This window comes from Xanthomonas cucurbitae, assembly GCF_002939885.1.
GTDB classification, from domain to species: domain Bacteria; phylum Pseudomonadota; class Gammaproteobacteria; order Xanthomonadales; family Xanthomonadaceae; genus Xanthomonas; species Xanthomonas cucurbitae.
Genome location: NZ_MDED01000029.1, coordinates 15,794 through 31,032, shown reverse-complemented (window position 1 = coordinate 31,032; position 15,239 = coordinate 15,794). Strand labels below are relative to the sequence as shown.

Annotated in this window: 6 protein-coding genes; 4 read left to right on the top strand and 2 right to left on the bottom strand. The window is 65.7% G+C overall.

The window, feature by feature from the left end:
- Positions 1-1,680 (bottom strand): OFA family MFS transporter, encoded by a 1,680-nt coding sequence (locus XcuCFBP2542_RS14635; protein ID WP_104604339.1) that lies wholly within the window; start codon positions 1,678-1,680, stop codon positions 1-3.
- Positions 1,681-2,075: 395 nt separating this feature from the next.
- On the opposite strand from XcuCFBP2542_RS14635, the gene XcuCFBP2542_RS14630 reads away from it, so the two are divergent.
- The 4 genes from XcuCFBP2542_RS14630 to XcuCFBP2542_RS14615 all read left to right on the top strand — a co-directional run bounded on the left by XcuCFBP2542_RS14630 (position 2,076) and on the right by XcuCFBP2542_RS14615 (position 10,003).
- Positions 2,076-2,948, top strand: coding sequence for a plasmid replication/partition related protein (locus tag XcuCFBP2542_RS14630; RefSeq protein WP_104604337.1), 873 nt, complete (start codon positions 2,076-2,078; stop codon positions 2,946-2,948).
- Between the two features lie 526 nt (positions 2,949-3,474).
- Positions 3,475-4,779 carry a DUF445 domain-containing protein gene (locus XcuCFBP2542_RS14625; RefSeq protein ID WP_104604335.1) on the top strand — a complete coding sequence of 435 codons (1,305 nt, stop codon included), beginning with the start codon at positions 3,475-3,477 and terminating at the stop codon, positions 4,777-4,779.
- 112 nt (positions 4,780-4,891) lie between these two features.
- The gene (locus XcuCFBP2542_RS14620; RefSeq protein WP_104604333.1) at positions 4,892-8,980 is read left to right on the top strand and encodes a CHASE domain-containing hybrid sensor histidine kinase/response regulator; all 4,089 of its coding nucleotides are present in this window, start codon (positions 4,892-4,894) and stop codon (positions 8,978-8,980) included.
- 36 nt (positions 8,981-9,016) lie between these two features.
- Positions 9,017-10,003, top strand: a complete 987-nt coding sequence (locus XcuCFBP2542_RS14615; RefSeq protein ID WP_104604331.1) for an HD-GYP domain-containing protein — start codon at positions 9,017-9,019, stop codon at positions 10,001-10,003.
- Between the two features lie 169 nt (positions 10,004-10,172).
- Here XcuCFBP2542_RS14615 and XcuCFBP2542_RS14610 read toward each other — a convergent pair whose 3' ends face one another.
- Positions 10,173-15,197, bottom strand: coding sequence for an NAD-glutamate dehydrogenase (locus XcuCFBP2542_RS14610; protein ID WP_104604329.1), 5,025 nt, complete (start codon positions 15,195-15,197; stop codon positions 10,173-10,175).
- Positions 15,198-15,239: the final 42 nt, after the last annotated feature.

The following is a 15,239-nucleotide window of genomic DNA, read 5'->3' as shown; positions in this document are numbered from 1 at the left end:
TCAATGGAACAGCACGAAGGCTTTCTGCAGCGTCACCCAGATGCCGAACAGCATCGGGATACCCACTGCCAACCAGGCAACCGCCACCAGCGCGGGATTGCCACCGTGGCCGATGCGCGCCATCTGCTCCGGCGGCAACACCGCATGACCGCTGCGGTCGACCTTTTCGTGCGCCAGCTGCTTTTCGCGCGCCAGTTCGTCGGGCGTCATGAAATGACGCGCGGCCACCGGACGCACCAGCAGATTGCAGATCAGGCCGAGCACGAGCATGCCGGCGAGGATGTACATGGTGGTGTTGTAGACCTGTGACGGCGGGCTGCCGTGGGCCAGCTGGTACTCGCGCATATAACCCACCACCACCGGGCCGAGGATGCCGGCAGTGGCCCAGGCTGTCAGCAGGCGGCCGTGGATGGCGCCCACCATCTGGGTGCCGAACAGGTCGGCCAGGTACGCCGGAATGGTGGCGAAGCCGCCGCCGTACATCGACAGGATGATGCAGAAAATGCCCACGAACAGCGCAATGCCGCCCACGTTACCGGCCGATGGCGCCGCCGCATACAGGCAGATGCCGAGCAGGAAGAACACCGTGTAGGTATTCTTGCGGCCGAGCTTGTCGGACATGCTGGCCCAGAAGAAGCGGCCGCCGATGTTGAACAGGCTGAGCAAGCCGGTGAACCCCGCCGCGATGGCGGCGATGCTGGCCAGCTGGGTGGGGTCCAGGCTGCCAAAGCCGACATCCACGCCGATCAGGCGGCCGCCAAATACTTCCTGCAGCATCGGCGAGGACATGCCGATCACGCCGATACCGGCCGACACGTTCAGGCACAGCACGCCCCACAACAGCCAGAACTGCGGGATGCCCCAGACCTTCTTCACGTGCACATGGTTGGAGGTAATCATGGTGTTGGAGCTGGCCACCGGCGCGGTCCAGCCAGCCGGCGTCCAGCCGCTCGGCGGCACGCGGTAGCCGAAGGCGCCAGCCATCATGAACACGAAATACAGCGCGGCCATGACCAGGAAGGTTTCCATCACGCCCACCGACGTGGGGGTGGCGAAGTGGCGCATCAGCGCATCGGCCAGCGGGCTGCCGATCATCGCGCCGCCGCCGAAGCCCATGATGGCCATGCCAGTCGCCATGCCGCGGCGGTCGGGGAACCATTTAATCAGGGTGGACACCGGCGAGATGTAGCCCAGGCCCAGACCAATCCCGCCGATCACGCCCGAGCCCAGCCACAGCATCCAGATCTGGTGGAAGTGGATACCCATCGCCGAGATCACCAGGCCGCCGCACCAGCACAGCGCCGATACCACGCCCGCCTTGCGCGGTCCGGCGCGTTCCAGCCAGCCGCCCCAGATCGCCGCCGAGCAGCCCAGCAGCACGAAGAACAGCGTGTACATCCACTGCAATTCGCTGATCTTCCAGTCGCAGGTCGTGGACACCATGCGGGCGAACAAGCCCATGTCGGCCGGACAGGCGATCGCTTCGGTGATGCCCAGCGCCTTGGACAACGGCAGCCAGAACACGCTGAAGCCGTAGGCCATGCCGATGCACAGGTGGATCGCCAACGCGGCCGGCGGTACCAGCCAACGGTTGAACCCCGGACGCGCAACGATGCGCTCCTTGGACAGCAGACCGGCGCTGGCGCCGCTGGCTGTCGCCACGATGGATCCTTGCGTCATTCCCATTTCCCCCAAAGTAAAAGTGCTGCGATGAATACGATTGACGGCTGCGATGGATTGGTATGGCGCGCATGGCAGACAACGGCAACCAGCCCCGACCGGCACCGGTCTGGCGCATCATCGGCGATCCCCGCAGCTTTGCAATGCTCGGTCCCGCACGGCAGCGTTCCATCGCGCCAGCAGCCCCAAGCCACGCAAGCCTTCCTTGAGGTTAGCGGCCGACAGTGCGACTAATTGACTAGTCCTTACCGACTAGATTGCGCCACCGCCGATGCACTGCGGCGCAGCCCGCGCCTTGCCACCGGCCTCGCATGCGCGCTGGTGCCGGGTCAAGCGCGCAAAGCCCGGGCCGCCTCACTACAATGCCGGCCCCGCACTCCCCCTGCAGTTGCCGCATGAACATCGTTGTCAAAGAAGAACTCAAGGCCTACATCGACCCCCTGACCCCCGACGAGCACGAGGCGCTGGAGCGCAGCCTGTTGGCCGAGGGCTGCCGCGACGCGCTGGTGCTGTGGGGCGATGTGCTGGTGGACGGCCACAACCGCTACGGCCTCTGCCAGAAGCACGGACTGCCGTTCCAGACCGTACAGAACCCGCGCTTCACGTCGATGCAGGACGTGCACCTGTGGATGATCGAACAGCACCTGGGCCGGCGCAGCGTGTCCGATTTCCAGCGCGGTGTGCTGGCGCTGCGCAAGCGCGAGATCCTGGCTGCGCGCCAGCGTACCCAGCGCGACGCCGATACCGCCGCCGAGGCACCCAGCGTGGCCGACGCGTCCACGTCATCCGACAGCGACGACCATGCCGTGCACGACCGTGGCAATGGACAGGCGAGCCAGGACAACGACACCCCACCATGGGACGAGACCTCCACCCCGGTCAGCCGCGCCGAGCTGGCGCGCGAAGCACGCCTGAGCAGCAACCAGGTGGTGATGATCGAACGCATCCACAAACAGGCCGCGCCGGAGGTGGTGCAGGCGGTGAAGGCCGGCGAGATCTCGATCAGCGCCGCCGCTGCCGTGGCTACCCTGTCCGCAGATGAGCAGCGCGCCGCAGCCCACGCCGGCAAGGCCGAACTCAAGCAGGCGGCCAAGCGCGTCCGCGATGCCAAGCGCAAGCCTAGACCCGACGAAGCCGAAGGTGGCGAAGCCGAGCGCCGCGACCTCAAGGCCTTGCAACGCCGCGTCAGCGAACTGGAGACCGAGAACGCCGCCCTGCAGTCCAAGGTCGTCGCCCTGCAAGCGCAGCTGGAGCGTCTCCGCAGCTGAGCCAACCTCGCGTAGGAGCGCACCCGGGCGCCCCGATAACCGCAAGCATTCCCGGCAACGCCCCATCGCGCCCAGGGACGCTCCTACCGGCATCCCCACTGTAGGAGCGCACCCGGGCGCGACCGGGCTCTCCCGATAACCACAAGCATTCCCGGCAACGCCCCATCGCGCCCAGGGGCGCTCCTACCGGCATCCCCACTGTAGGAGCGCACCCGGGCGCGACCGGGCTCTCCCGATAACCACAAGCATTCCCGGCAAAGCCCCATCGCGCCCAGGGGCGCTCCTACCGGCATCCCCACTGTAGGAGCGCACCCGGGCGCGACCGGGCTCTCCCGATAACCACAAGCATTCCCGGCAAAGCCCCATCGCGCCCAGGGACGCTCCTACCGGCATCCCGACTGTAGGAGCGCACCCGGGCGCGACCGGGCTCTCCCGATCCCCCACCACGCCCCAAAACACCGCGACGGCAACCGCCGCCGCCCTGGCGTGGACATGCCCTGCCCCAGCCACTGGGTACACTTCGGGCATGGAACCCAGCCTCAGCACGCCCCGCCCCACCGATCCGCGCCGCGCGCAATTGCAGCGCATGAAGCTGCTTGCAGCGGCACTGCTGCTGGCAATGTTCGCCGGCTTCGTGATGAGCCACCTGATGGGCGAACAAGGCATCTGGGCCTGGGTGTCGGCCTTCTGCGAAGCGGCCACGGTCGGCGCCCTGGCCGACTGGTTCGCAGTGGTGGCGCTGTTCCGCCATCCGATGGGCTTGCCGATTCCGCACACCGCCATCCTGCCGCGCGGCAAGGAGCGCCTGGCCGACGGGCTGGCGGTGTTCGTGCGCGACCAGTTCCTGGCGCCCGAGGCCTTGATGGAAAAACTGCGCGTGTTCGATCCCGCCAGCCGCCTCGGCGACTGGCTGGCCAAGCCCGAACAGGCGCGCATGCTCGCGCAGATGGCGCGCGGCTGGATGCTGCAGGCGATGGATCTGCTGGATGAAGCGGCCGTACGCCATGCCATCCAGCGCTTCGTGGTGGACCGGCTTCGCAAGTGGAACGCGGCCGCCACCGTCGGCGATGTGATGGCCCTGCTCACCACCGACGGACGCCACCAGAAGCTGCTCGACGAAGTGCTGTTGCGACTGGGGCAATGGCTGGACCAGGAACAGGTCAAGACGCGCGCCTCGGCCTTGATCGTGCGCTACGCGCGTCGCGAATGGCCCAAGTTGGTCGGCACGGTGAACTGGGTCAAGCCCATCGAAGAGATCGGCGACTCGCTGGCCGAGCGCATGGCGCGCGCGGCGATCGAGGAACTGCAGGACATCCTCACCACGCCGGAGCATCCGATCAGGCGCGACTATGAAAGCTGGTTGCAGGGCTACATCGGGCGTCTGCGCGACGATCCGGAGATGGCCACGCGGGTCGAAGCGCTCAAGCAGCGCGCCATCGAACACCCGGCCCTGCAGGAGTACGTGCAAGGCCTGTGGGGCGAGATCCGCGATGCGCTGCGTCGCGACCTGGCCCGCGAGCAGTCGTCGGTGGCGGCGCACATCGAGCGCTCGATGCAATCGCTCGGCCAGGCGCTGGCGCAAGACCCGTCGCTGCGCGACGCACTCAACCAGCACATGCTGCAGGCCGCCGACAAACTCACCACGCGGTTGCGGGCGTCGGTCACCGAGCACATTGCTTCTACAATGAAAAGTTGGGACGAACGTCACCTCGTCGAACAATTGGAATTGGGCGTGGGGCGCGATCTGCAATACATTCGCTTCAATGGGACGTTGGTCGGTGGACTGATTGGTGTGATTCTTCACGCATTGTCGATCTGGTTATCGTTCTGATGCACTGACACGGCGCCGAACACCCACCGGACACGCGTATGCGCGCGCCCCGGATCGGGAGCGGCGTCGGCCGTATAACGGGCACGCAACAGGCAGGGCAAAAGGAACGAGCATGCCGAATGGCCGCTGGAATCTGCGCAGGAAATACGGGCGCCGGGCGTTTCTCTGCGCCGCGCTGGTTCTCATCACAGGCCTGTGTGCCGCCATCGCTGCAGGCGTCTGGCTGAACCGGCACAACGAACTCGAGCGCGACCAGCGTTTCCAGTATGTGGTACGTGCGCTCACGCGCAATATCAGCGAACGCATGTACGCCTTCGAACACGGCCTGCGCGGTACGCGTGGCGCGGTGATCGGCGCAGGCAGCGGCGTCATCAGCCGGGAGCGCTTCACCTTGTACAGCCGCTCGCGCGACTACGCCCGCGAGTTTCCCGGCGTACTGGGCTATGGCTATATCCATCGCGTCGCGCGTGCGGAGGAAGAACGCTTCCTGCAGACCGCGCGCGCCGACGGTGCCCCCGACATCCATCGCCGTCCGCTGGCCCCCTGGGACGGCGAGCGCTACCTGGTGCTGTACTTCGAACCGGAGTCCTCGGGTAATCGCCCGCTCGGCCTGGACATCGCCTCCGAACCGCGTCGCCGCGCCGCTGCACTGCAGGCCGCACGTAGTGGCGAGCCGATCATGACCTCGCCGATATCGTTGTCCGGCTACCGTTTTCCCAACGAGAGTGGCTTCCTGTTGCTGCTGGCGGTGTATCGCGAGGGCATGCCGCTGCAGACCCCGCAACAGCGCATGGCGGCGACCAGCGGCTGGGTGTATGCACCTTTCAGTGTCGACCAGATGGTGGAGAGCGCGTTGGGCGAACGCAGCGACGTGGCGCTGGACCTGTCCGATCGCAACGAGCCCACCCACAACTTCTACCGCAGCGGCATCGCCGCCAGCGACAGCGCACGGCGACGGCCAGTGGTGCAGTTCTTGCCCATCTATGGCCGCACCTGGATCATCACCGCACACCCCACCGACAAGTTCGTGGCCTCGCTCAACCAGACCTCGCCCTGGCTGGTTGGCGCCCTGATAATGGGTACCGCAACGCTGCTGGCAGCGTTGCTGGGCCTGTATTTCAGCAATCGGCTGCGGCGCGAGGAAGTATTGCGCAAGCAGATGGAACTGGCCGCGCTGGTGAGCCATTCCAGCGAGGCCATCGTGGCCGAGACCCCGGATGGACGCATCACCCACTGGAACCCGGCGGCCGAAACGATGTTCGGGTATCCGGCGCAGGAAGCGGTCGGCCAGGACCTGAGCGCGCTGCTGTCGCCACAACCCTATGCCATGCCGGAAATCGACCCTCCCGGCGACGCGCCGGTGGCCACCGCATCGGCGGCGCTGAGCATGCGTCATCGCGACGGCCACCGGGTCCATGTGCTGGCCAGCAAGGCGCCGATCATCGAAGCCGATGCCACGCTCAGCGGCCACTCGCACTTCTTCCGCGACATCTCCGACCGGGTCCGCTCGCATCAACGCATCGTCGATCTCAATGCCTCGCTCGAACACCAGGTGGCCGAGCGCACCAGTGAGCTGGTGAAATTTTCGGTGTTGCAGCGCGCGATCCTGGCACATGCCGGCTATGCCATCATCGCCACCGATTCGGGCGGGTTCGTCACGCTGTTCAACCCGGCCGCCGAGAAATTGCTGGGCTACAGCGCCGACGAAGTCATCGGCCGGCGCAAGGCCAGCCAATTCGTCGAACCCGACCAACTGCAGGACCGCGCACAGCGGTTGTCCGAGCAGACCGGGGGCGTGGTGACGCCCACGCTGGAAGCAGTGGCCGCATTGACCAGCCTGGGCCGTAGCGATACCAGTGAATGGACCTATGTCGGCCACGGGGGCCGCCGTCTGCCGGTCCTGTTGACGTTGAGCACGCTGCGCGACGACAACGACCAGGTGATCGGCTACCTCGGCATCGCGGTCGATCTCACCGAGCAGAAGCTACACGAAAAACAATTGCGTCTGGCGATGGACGCGGCCAGGAGCGCCAATCAGTCCAAATCCGACTTCCTGGCCAACATGAGCCATGAAATCCGCACCCCGATGAATGCCATCCTGGGCATGCTGTATTTGCTCCAACGCAGCGAGCTGGCCGGGGCGGCCCAGGACATGGTCGCCAAGATCGACCGCTCCGCGCGCAACCTGCTGGAGATCATCAACGACATCCTGGACTTCTCCAAGATCGAAGCCGGGCGCATCGATCTGGAACGCGCGCCGTTCGATCTCAACCAGCTGTTCGACAACATCGCCGATCTGATGCGCTCCTCGCTCAGCGCCAAGCCGGTGGAAATGATCGTCGAGCCGTTGCCGCGCGATAGCCGCTGGCTGCTGGGCGATGCGCTGCGCATCAACCAGGTGCTGGTCAACCTGGTCGGCAACGCGATCAAGTTCACCGAACAGGGCGAAGTGGTGCTGTCGGTGCGGCGCTTCCCCAGCGGCGACCCGAACAAGGTCAAGCTGCTGTTCTCGGTACGCGATACCGGCATCGGCATCTCCAAGGAAAAGCAGAGCCTGATCTTTTCGCCATTCCTGCAGGCCGATACCTCCACCAGCCGGCGCTACGGCGGTAGCGGGCTGGGGCTGACCATCAGCCGTCGGCTGGTCGAGCTGATGGGCGGCGAACTCGAAGTGGAAAGCGTGCCCGGCCGTGGCAGCGAATTCTATTTCGTGGTGACGCTGGAAAAAGCCGAGCAACCGGCCGCACAGGACGCGCCGCCCGCGGTAACGCACGAGGCGTTGCCAAGGGTGTTGATTGCCGACGACCACGATGCCGCGCTGAACAACCTGGTGCGCATCGCCACCGACCTCGGCTGGCAGGTGGATGCGGTGGCCAGCGGCCAGGATGCGCTGCAGGCGATCGAACAGGCCAGCGAGCCGTACGACATCTTCCTGCTCGACTGGCGCATGCCCGACATCGACGGGGTGGCGATCGCCCGCCAGATCCGCGCACGCGTGGCCCCCGGGCCGCATCCGGTGATCGTCATGGTCACCGCCTACGAGCGTCGCCTGCTGGAACAGCATCCCGAGCAACAGGACCTAGATGCGGTGCTGACAAAGCCGGTCACCAGCGTGACGCTGCAACGTCTGTTCGAACAACTGGCCGACGCACGACCCGGCACGCGGTCGGCTGCATCCACCACCGTGACGCGGCGGCTGGAGGGCGCGCACCTGTTGCTGGTGGACGACAGCGACATCAACCGCGAGGTGGCGCAACGCATCCTGGAAGGCGAAGGAGCGCTGGTCACCGTCGCCCACGATGGCGAGCAGGCAGTGGAGGTACTCGAGCGGGCACCGGAGCTGTTCCAGGTGGTACTGATGGATGTGCAGATGCCGGTGGTGGACGGGTACGAGGCCACCCGCAGGCTGCGCCAGGTCCCTGCCCTGGCCAAGCTACCGGTGATCGCGCTGACCGCCGGTGCGTTTCGCCCGCAGCAGGAGAAAGCCCTGGAAGCGGGCATGAATGGTTTCATCGCCAAGCCATTCAACGTGGAGGAACTGGTCACCGCGATCCGGCACTTCATGCCCCCCGGCGTCCGCCGCACGCCCGCACTGCCGCCCTCGCCCGGCGATGGCGGGCAATGGCAGCACGACGATCCGGAGCTGCTGGACGCCCCGCGCGCGCGCAGCTTGTGGCGCGAGCGCGAGCCGTATGCGCGCTATCTGCTCAAGCTGCTGCGCGAGTACCCCGACCCGGCCGCCACCGTCGCCGAGTACCTGCAGCGCAACGACCTGCCGGCCATCGGGGCGATGGCGCACAAGCTGCGTGGTGCCGCCGGATCACTGGCCTTGCCGGCGCTGGCCGATGCGGCGGGCGAACTGGAAAGCTGCATCGAGGACGGCCACGACCTCACTGCCGCGATGCGCGCACTCAAGGACGTCATGCAGCGTACTGCCGATGCGATCCACGCCTTCCTGCAGCACGATGCGGTGCACGCGGCAGGCGATGACGCCGCAGCCGCCCTCGATGCCGACAGCGCACAGATCCTGCAAGTCGCCTTCGCCAGCGACGATGCCGACCGGATCGATCATGCATTGTTGATCTGCGCAGCGCGCCTGCCCGGTGGCCTGCGCGAAGACCTGCAACGTGCGGTGGAGGATTTCGACTTCCGTCGTGCCGAATCCGTGCTGCACCACTGGCAGGCCACACACCCATCGTGATGGCCATCCTCCCAGGCCATCGGCAAGGACACGCACATGTCATCCCGCCCCCTGCTCTGCGTCGACGACGAATCCAGCAACCTGGCCACCCTGCGCCAGTTGCTGCGTGACGATTTTTCGCTGGTGTTCGCCAAATCCGGCAGCGAAGCGCTGGAGGCGGTGGGCCGTCACGCCCCGGCGCTGATCCTGCTGGACGTCGAATTGCCCGACATGGATGGCTACACCGTAGCGCGCACGCTCAAGCAACAAGCGGCGAGCAGCGCGATCCCGATCCTGTTCGTGACCTCACGCAACGGCACGCACGACGCGCAAGCCGGTCTGGACGCAGGTGCCGCCGATTACGTAAGCAAGCCGTACTCGCCTGCCCTGCTCAAGGCGCGCATCGGTACGCAATTGAAGCTGGCCGAAAGCCTGCTCCTGGCGCAGCGCTATCACGATGCGATCCATCTGTTGGGCACTGCCGGACAGGGACAGGACGTCGATACCGGTGCACATATCTGGCGCATGGCATTGTATGCGCGGGTCGTGGCCGAGGCGGCGGGCTGGTCGCCAGAGCGGGCGCAACTGCTGCAGGATGCCGCGCCGCTGCACGACGCCGGCAAGATCGCCGTTCCCGGCAGCATCCTGCTGAAATCCGACACACTGGACGAACACGAACGCTCGGTGGTGCGGCGGCATCCGCAGGTTGGTCACGACCTGCTGCGTCACGGGCGCGGGCCGGTGTTCCAACTGGCGGCCGAGATCGCGCTGCATCATCACGAATGCTGGGACGGCAGCGGATATCCGCAAGGGCTGGCCGGCGAGGCCATTCCCGAATCAGCACGTATCGTTGCGGTGGCCGACGTATTCGACGCGCTCTGCGGACGGCGCGCCTACAAGGCGCCATGGATGATGGACGATGCCGTGCGCAAGCTCGACAGCATGTCCGGCAAACAACTGGAACCGCGTCTGGTGGAACAGTTCCACGTGGCTCTGCCGCGGATTGTGCAGATCAAGGATGCCTGGGACGGACCGGCCGCCTGACGCCAAGGCCTGCACTACTCCGAAGAAACTGCAAGGCACCTTACGACGAAACATGCCGCCCTGAAGCGGCATGGTCTCGAATACGCCGACGTCATGCATGACGTGACCGGGCAGCGGTCTCGCCATGATGACCAAGCCTGCGCTTGGCCATCACCTTGCACCGAGGTGCTTACACCCCGTGCGCCGCCAGCTGGCCCAAGCGCTGCACCGCCACCGAGACGGTGGGGTAGTCCAGGGTCTTCTGCTCGGCCACATCGGCCAGCATGGCCAGGGTAAAGCGCAGGCTGGAATCGTCACGCGCCAGCCAGTTGGCCACCTTGTCCTCGGCACTGCTGCCGGACAGGGTCAGCACCTGGCCCACCAGCGCACGCTGGTGCGCGGCCAGTTCGTCGCGCAAGACACCACGCGCCACCGCATGCCAGCGGCCGTTGACCTCCAACGCGTCGATCTGCTCGAACAACCACGGCAGCCGTAGCGCGTCGCCCAGGCGGAAATGCACCTTGGACACTTCCACCGGCTTGAGCTTGCGGGTACGTGCGGTTTCGATGATGTCGAACGCCGGGTCCAGGTAACGCAATTCGCATAGCTGCTGGGCCAGTTGCGGCGGCAGTCCCTTCTCCTGCCACTCCTGCACGCTGCCTTCGTACTGCGGGCGCTGCGCATCCGACAGCACGCCGGAGGCGACACGGATATCGTTGAACGGGCCGTGGTAACGCTCCACGGCCGCAGTGATGCCCGGCATCTGACCCGGACGCAGCAAAAGCCAACGCACGAACGAGCGTTGCAGGCGCCAGATCACTTCCAGCGCATCGATCTGCACCGACTCGGGCACCTTGCCGTCCAGCGCATCGATCTGCGTCCACAGCGCACGCGCATCCAGCGTTTCGCGGCTGATGGTGTAGGCCTTGGCCACCTCGCCGATGCTGCGGCCGGTGTCTTCCTGCATGCGCATCAGGAAGGTGGCACCCATGCGGTTGATGGTGGCGTTGGTCACGGCGGTGGCGATGATCTCGCGCTTGAGGCGATGGCGCTCCATCGCATCGGCGTACTTCTTCTGCAGTGGCTGCGGGAAGTAGCGCTGCAGCTCCTTGGACAGGTACGGATCTTCTGGGATATCCGATTCCAGCAGCTGCTGGAACGCCACCAGCTTGGAATACGACAGCAGCACCGACAATTCCGGACGCGACAAGCCCTGCCCGCGCGCCTTGCGGGCGGACAGTTCGGCGTCGGAAGGCAGGAATTCGATCTGACGATCCAGCAAGCCCTGCAATTCCAGCGTGCGAATGAAGTGCTGCTTGGACCCCAGCCGCTTGACGCTCATGCGCTCCATCAGGCTGATGGCCTGGTTCTGGCGGTAGTTGTCCCACAGCACCAGGTCGGCCACTTCGTCGGTCATCGACGCCAGCAGTGTGTTGCGTGCGTCATAGGTGAGCTTCTTGGCCTGCACCATGTCGTTGAGCAGGATCTTGATGTTCACCTCGTGATCGGAGGTGTCCACGCCGGCCGAGTTGTCGATGAAGTCGGTATTGAGCAGCACGCCAGTCTGGGCGGCCTCGATGCGGCCGAGCTGGCTCAGGCCCAGGTTGCCGCCTTCGCCCACCACCTTGCAGCGCAACTCGGCGCCATTGACGCGCAGGCCGTTATTGGCGCGGTCGCCCACATCGGCATGCGATTCGCTGGCCGCCTTGACGTAGGTGCCGATGCCGCCATTCCAGAACAGGTCCACCGGCGCCTTGAGGATGGCGTTCATCAGCTCGTTGGGCGAGAGCTGCTTGACGTTGGCGTCCAGGCCCAGCGCTTCGCGCACCGGCGCGCTGAGGTCGATGGATTTGAGCGTGCGCGGATAGATGCCGCCACCGGCGCTAATCAGCTTGGCGTCGTAGTCGGCCCAGCTGGAACGCGGCAGCTTGAACAGGCGCTCACGTTCGGCGAAGGACACCGCCGCATCCGGATTCGGGTCCAGGAAGATGTGGCGGTGGTCGAACGCCGCCAGCAGGCGGATATGCCTTGAGAGCAGCATGCCGTTGCCGAACACGTCGCCGGACATGTCGCCGATGCCGACCACGCTGAAATCCTGGCTCTGGCAATCGCGATCCATCGCACGGAAGTGGCGCTTGACCGACTCCCACGCGCCGCGCGCGGTGATGCCCATGCCCTTGTGGTCGTAGCCCACCGAGCCGCCGGAGGCGAACGCATCGCCCAGCCAGAAGCCGTGCTCCAGTGCCAGGCCATTGGCGATGTCGGAGAACGTGGCCGTGCCCTTGTCGGCCGCAACGACCAGATACGGGTCGTCCTGGTCGTGACGCACCACCTGCGGCGGCGGCACGATCTTGCCGCCGACGATGTTGTCGGTGATGTCCAGCAGGCCCTGGATGAACAGCTTGTAGCAGGCGATGCCCTCGGCCTGGATCGCGTCACGATTTTCTGTCGTGGAGCCGCCACCCACCGGCGAACGCTTGACGTAGAAACCGCCCTTGGCGCCGACCGGCACGATGACGGTGTTCTTGACCATCTGCGCCTTGACCAGACCCAGCACTTCGGTACGGAAATCCTCGCGGCGGTCCGACCAGCGCAGGCCGCCACGCGCCACTGCGCCGAAGCGCAGATGCACGCCTTCCACGCGCGGCCCGTAGACGAAAATCTCGCGGTATGGGCGCGGCTTGGGCAGATCGGGCACGATTGCCGAATCCAGCTTGAAGCTGATGCAATGGCCGTACTTGCCATCCTTGGTGGTCTGGTAGTAATTGGTGCGCAGCGTTGCATCGATCACATCGATGAAGCTGCGCAGGATGCGGTCTTCGTCCAGGCTGGAGACACGGTCCATCAGCTTGAGCAAGGTGGCGCGGGTGGCCTCCTGCTGCGCGGCGCGGTCGCTGCCGCGTGCGTCCAGCACCGGTTCCAGGGCCTTGAGCGTGGCTTCGTCGCTGCCTGCCAGCGCAGACAGTTCCTCACGCAGGCGGGCCTGGCCAGCAAAGATCTGTGGCTTGGTTTCGCTGCCGGTGGACGGATCGAACCGTGCCTCGAACAGTTCGACCAGCAAACGTGCCAGCAACGGGTAACGGGTGAAGGTGGCCTCGACATAGCTCTGCGAGAACGGTACCGCCGTCTGCAGCAGATACTTGCAGTAACCGCGCAACAACGCGACCTGGCGCCAGTGCAGGCGGGCGGCCAGGATCAGGCGGTTGAACCCGTCGTTTTCGGCATCGCCGTTCCAGATGCGTTCGAAGGCTTCGCCGAAGCTGGCGTCGGCACTGGCGGCATTGATCTTGCCCGCGGTGGATTCGACCTCGAAGTCCTGGATATAGACGGGCGTTTCGCCCACCTGCAGCCGATATGGCCGCTCGGAGATCACCCGCAGACCCATGTTCTCCATCATCGGCATCGCATCGGACAACGGAATGTCGTCGAGCTGGCGATACAGCTTCAGGCGCAGGCCTTCGCCGGCATCCAGCCGTACGCCGTCGTCGCGACGGATTTCCTGCAGGCTCAGATGCAGGTCATCCGGCCCATCCAGCGCGGCCAGGTGCTCCACATCGGACACCGCCGATTCGATCGACGAGTCCTCGATATAGCCAGCGGGTAGCGCACGGCCAAAGTTGGCCGCCATGCGCAGGCCGTTGGCCTCGCCATGCCGCGCCACCAGCGCCTCGCGCAGGGCGTCGCGCCAGTTGCGCAACAGATGCGCCAACCGCGATTCGAGTTCGGTGGTATTGAATTCCAGCGCCTCGCCGCTCTTGGGCCGCACGATCAGGTGCAGCTGCGCCAGCGGCGATTCGCCCAGCACCACCGACGAGTCGATGTATTCGCCATGCAGCGCACCTTTCAACAAGGCCTCGATGCGCAGGCGCACGTCGGTGTTGAAGCGCTCGCGCGGGATGTACACCAGCGCCGATATGAAACGCCCGTACTTGTCGCGGCGCAGGAACAGGCGACTGCGCACGCGCTCCTGCAAGCCCAGGATACCCATCGCCGTGCGGTAGAGTTCCTCTTCGTTGGACTGGAACAGCTCCTCGCGCGGCAAGGTTTCCAGGATATGGCGCAAGGCCTTGCCACTGTGGCTGCTCGGGGTCAGGCCCGACTTGCTCATCACGTATTCGTGGCGTTGACGCACCAGCGGAATTTCCCACGGGCGGCGGTTGTAGGCGCTGGAAGTGAACAGGCCCAGAAAGCGCTGCTCGCCGACGATGCGGCCGTTGGCGTCGAATTCCAGGATACCGATGTAATCCATGTAGCCAACCCGATGCACGCGCGAACGTGCATTGGTCTTGGTCAGAATCAACGCTTCCTTGAGCTTGGACGAGGCGTTCAGACCGTGCGCGGCCAGCGTGGTCACCGGACGCGCCGGCGAGGTGTCGTGGCCACGCATCAACCCCAGCCCGGACTCCTCCACCGGCGCCAGCACCTCCTGCCCCCCCTGCTTCTCCACCCGATACTCGCGGTAGCCGAAGAAGGTGAAATGGTCGGCAGCGGCCCAGCGCAGGAATTCCTGCGCCTCGTGGCGGCTGGTGTCGTCGATCGGCAGGCGGCGGGTGGCCAGGTCGTCGGCCAGCATCACCATCTTTTCGCGCATGGCGGCCCAGTCGTGCACGATGGCGCGCACCTCGGCCAGCACCTTGCGCACCGCCGCTTCCAGCCTGGGCATGTCTTCGGCTGGCTGGCGGTCGATTTCCAGCACCATGAGCGACTCGCTCTTGCCCTCGCCCACGGCGGTGAGCTTGCCGGACTTGTCGCGCGCGATACGCAGCACCGGGTGGCCAAGCACATGCACGCCGATCCCCAGCTCGGCCAGGGTCATGCTCACCGAGTCCACCAGGAACGGCATGTCGTCGTTGACGATCTGCAGCAGCGTGTGCGGCGATTCGTAGCCGTGGCTCTTCAAGGTGGGGTTGAACACCCGCACATTGACCGTTCCGGCCTTGCGGGTGCGCGCAAATTCCAGCATGTCCGACGCCAGCGCCGCCCACTGCTCGGGTGGGTGGTTGGGAAATTCGTCTTCCTCCATGCGCCGGTAGAAGTCGGCCGCGAACGCATGGACCTCGGTCTGGCGGGCAGCCGGATAACGCTTGCGCAAGGCCGCAAACACCGGCTCAAGAGTGACCGCCTGCGGTTCGGTGGCAAGCACGGGGACGGCACGTTCGGCGACCGGTTTGACCGACGTCGTGGACGATTTCGAAGCGGCTTTCTTGGCTGTCATGAGTAGAGCTGGACTGCTCGGTGGAAAACCTGAATTGTACCG

Excerpts from the sequence above, each read along its gene's own strand:
- XcuCFBP2542_RS14615 (WP_104604331.1), top strand. The coding sequence starts at position 9,017 with ATGTCATCCCGCCCCCTGCTCTGCGTCGACGACGAATCCAGCAACCTG.
- XcuCFBP2542_RS14635 (WP_104604339.1), bottom strand. The coding sequence starts at position 1,680 with ATGACGCAAGGATCCATCGTGGCGACAGCCAGCGGCGCCAGCGCCGGT.
- XcuCFBP2542_RS14630 (WP_104604337.1), top strand. The coding sequence starts at position 2,076 with ATGAACATCGTTGTCAAAGAAGAACTCAAGGCCTACATCGACCCCCTG.
- XcuCFBP2542_RS14625 (WP_104604335.1), top strand. The coding sequence starts at position 3,475 with ATGGAACCCAGCCTCAGCACGCCCCGCCCCACCGATCCGCGCCGCGCG.
- XcuCFBP2542_RS14620 (WP_104604333.1), top strand. The coding sequence starts at position 4,892 with ATGCCGAATGGCCGCTGGAATCTGCGCAGGAAATACGGGCGCCGGGCG.
- XcuCFBP2542_RS14610 (WP_104604329.1), bottom strand. The coding sequence starts at position 15,197 with ATGACAGCCAAGAAAGCCGCTTCGAAATCGTCCACGACGTCGGTCAAA.